Source organism: Shewanella sp., from assembly GCF_051658185.1.
Classification (GTDB): domain Bacteria; phylum Pseudomonadota; class Gammaproteobacteria; order Enterobacterales; family Shewanellaceae; genus Shewanella.
This window is the reverse complement of sequence record NZ_JBOFMC010000109.1, coordinates 1-2,523: the sequence shown is the minus strand read 5'-3', so window position 1 is coordinate 2,523 and position 2,523 is coordinate 1. Positions and strand designations below refer to the sequence as shown.

Genomic DNA, 2,523 nt, shown 5'->3' with positions numbered 1-2,523 from the left:
CTTAACCGCGCCTTTTGGTAACGATGAATTAAACACCCCAGATGTGGTGATGCACCGTGAAGCCATGCTGCTTTTGAGTCCTAAAGCTCAAGATATCAACCAATTATGGGTAGAAGTATATCAAGAGGGTGAGCTTATCAGCCGTGAGAGCATGCTCTCGCCCGCTAACCAACCCAAGACCGACCAATATGCTGTCGATGGCCGCCCGATGGTGATTTTTAGCCATGATGTGTGGAGTTTGCCACTGCCGTGGCATTGGGTAAAACCGGGCTTATCGCTGCGCTTTATCGATAACCATGGCCGAACCTCTGAGTTAGCCCAACACAATATTGTCTTTGGTGGTGCACCTGAATTGGTCTTCCAAAATATCGATATGGGTATGCTAACCCAGCCTCGTGGCCGCAATACCATGGCCAATAATACCGCCGAGCATGCGGCCGATTATTTCCAAAAAATTCCGGTATCAAAACTGGTTATTGGTCAATATGCGCCGGCCTATTTTGAGAAAGTCACCATGCCTAATGGCAAAATTTACACCGAGCGCAGCGACACCGATGGCGGTTGGCACAGTGGTGATATGCGCGGCTCCATTGGTAAGGCGTTAATCTCTATCGGCATTAATAACGCCAACGTCGGCATAACCACCTCAGCTGGCGATTCACAAACCTATAATCGCCGCTTTAACCACATCACTGCCCATACCAATGTTGGCGTGTATACCAACCCAGAAACCGGTGCCAGCAAAACGGTTGTCCATGGCGGCAGTGGCGGCGGCGGTATTTTAACGTTGGAAGATACCACAGGTAATGAATGGTCCCATGAAGTGGGTCATAATTTCGGCCTAGGCCATTACCCAAGCATGGCCTCTGTGCATGATATGGAAAGTGGTTGGGGCTGGGATGCCGTATTTAAACGCTTTATTGGCAATATCGATTGGCGTGGCGCGCCACTCGAAATGACCTATGGAGGCGAAACATCATTACCTTATTTAGATACGTTCCGCTTTTTACGTGATGCGCAAGCCGGCGGCGAATCGCGCAAAGTGGGCTTAGTCAGTCACTTTACCTTTGAGCATCCTACCCAAGCGCGCCGAGTGCAAAACTGGCTCAATAACGGCTTTAATCAAGCGCCTGATGCCAATGCGTATTATGTAAAATGGGATCAAGCACAGCAACGCTATGTCAACGCCGAAACCAGCGCCCCTGCCGCGCTACAAACCGGCGTACCGGTCACCACTTTAGTGGGCATTTACGATCCACTGGGTGATCTGCCGAGCCAAATTTACCCGGTGCTGTATGGTAACTACGGTAATGTCTTTCAGCTAGCCCCTGCCACCGACTACCAACCTGCCGAAACCGGCGCCTACCTTGAAGGAGGTTGGCACCCATACCGTGAGTTAACTGCCGAGCAATTATCGCTGTCGGGCTGGAAAACCATTGTTGATAATGGCAGTTATAAAACCTTGTGCCAATTTAGCTTTAGCCCGACCAGTGGTGACAGCGTTAACTTGGTGGGCCACGTAGATCAACAAACCAATACCTGCCGCACCAGTGATGATATGCGCTGGAATATTGCTGGCACCTTGCAAAACATGGTCTCGGCGGCAGGCGATTACTCTCTGCTGTACTCCTACGGCCGTGGCAAAATGGTCTACACCCCAACACCCGAGATCGGCGAAGTGAATATCTGTTTACTTAAAGATATCAACAATCCAAGCCACAACGGTGCCGGTTTTGTGCAAGACAATAAATGCGTGCAAATACCCGGGATAAAACACACCAATAATGCACTGTGGGCTTATGCCATCAAAGGCGACAATATTGAGCAAGGACAATACATTCACATTAATGTGTGCCGCCTCGATGTCGTCAGTAAAAATGGCCAAACCATGGCATTTGATTTAACCGCTCACCGGGAAAATAGTAGCCAAAGCAATAAGTTCCACCTCAACTTGCCGCAGCAGGAACTGGCCAGCGTTTCCTTACGCTGCGAAGATGCGCAAGGGGTGAAAGTGCTCGATACGTTAATCCCCTCAGCCGATACGGGGTTAGAGGATTTGCCACCTGCAGTCATCATCGGTCAAGAACATGGCTACCAAGTGCTCACCAGTAATGTTGGACAAGGCTGGTTTGATCACAGCGATGCAATGGATTACAACAACTTAAGTAAGCGCGACCTTAATAACATTGCCACTATGACTGTGGGCAGCCAAAAACTGCCACTGTGCCGTTTTGAGCTTGCCATTAATGGCACCACACACACTGTGCATGGTTTCGTTGAACAGTTGGTGACTAACGATTATCGCTGCAGCGGCGGTGATGACATTTCGGTCATCCAAGATGGCACCGCGCAACGGCTTGAGTCGCCACTGAATCAGTTCCAATGGTTATCACTCTGGGATCCAGAGCATACCGGCGAGCGAATTAAGGCCAAATCCGACGCTGATCAGCCACTGTGCAGCATCACTCGCTCACCTTTCTATGGTGCGGGTTTTGTCAATAGTGCGAATCAATGTGCCCAAGT

1 protein-coding gene is annotated in these 2,523 nt (G+C 49.9%); it reads left to right on the top strand.

What is annotated here, in order from left to right; genetic code table 11:
* A partial coding sequence (locus ACRCZA_RS04545; RefSeq protein WP_438673284.1) for a M66 family metalloprotease occupies positions 1-2,523 on the top strand: 2,523 nt, incomplete at both ends.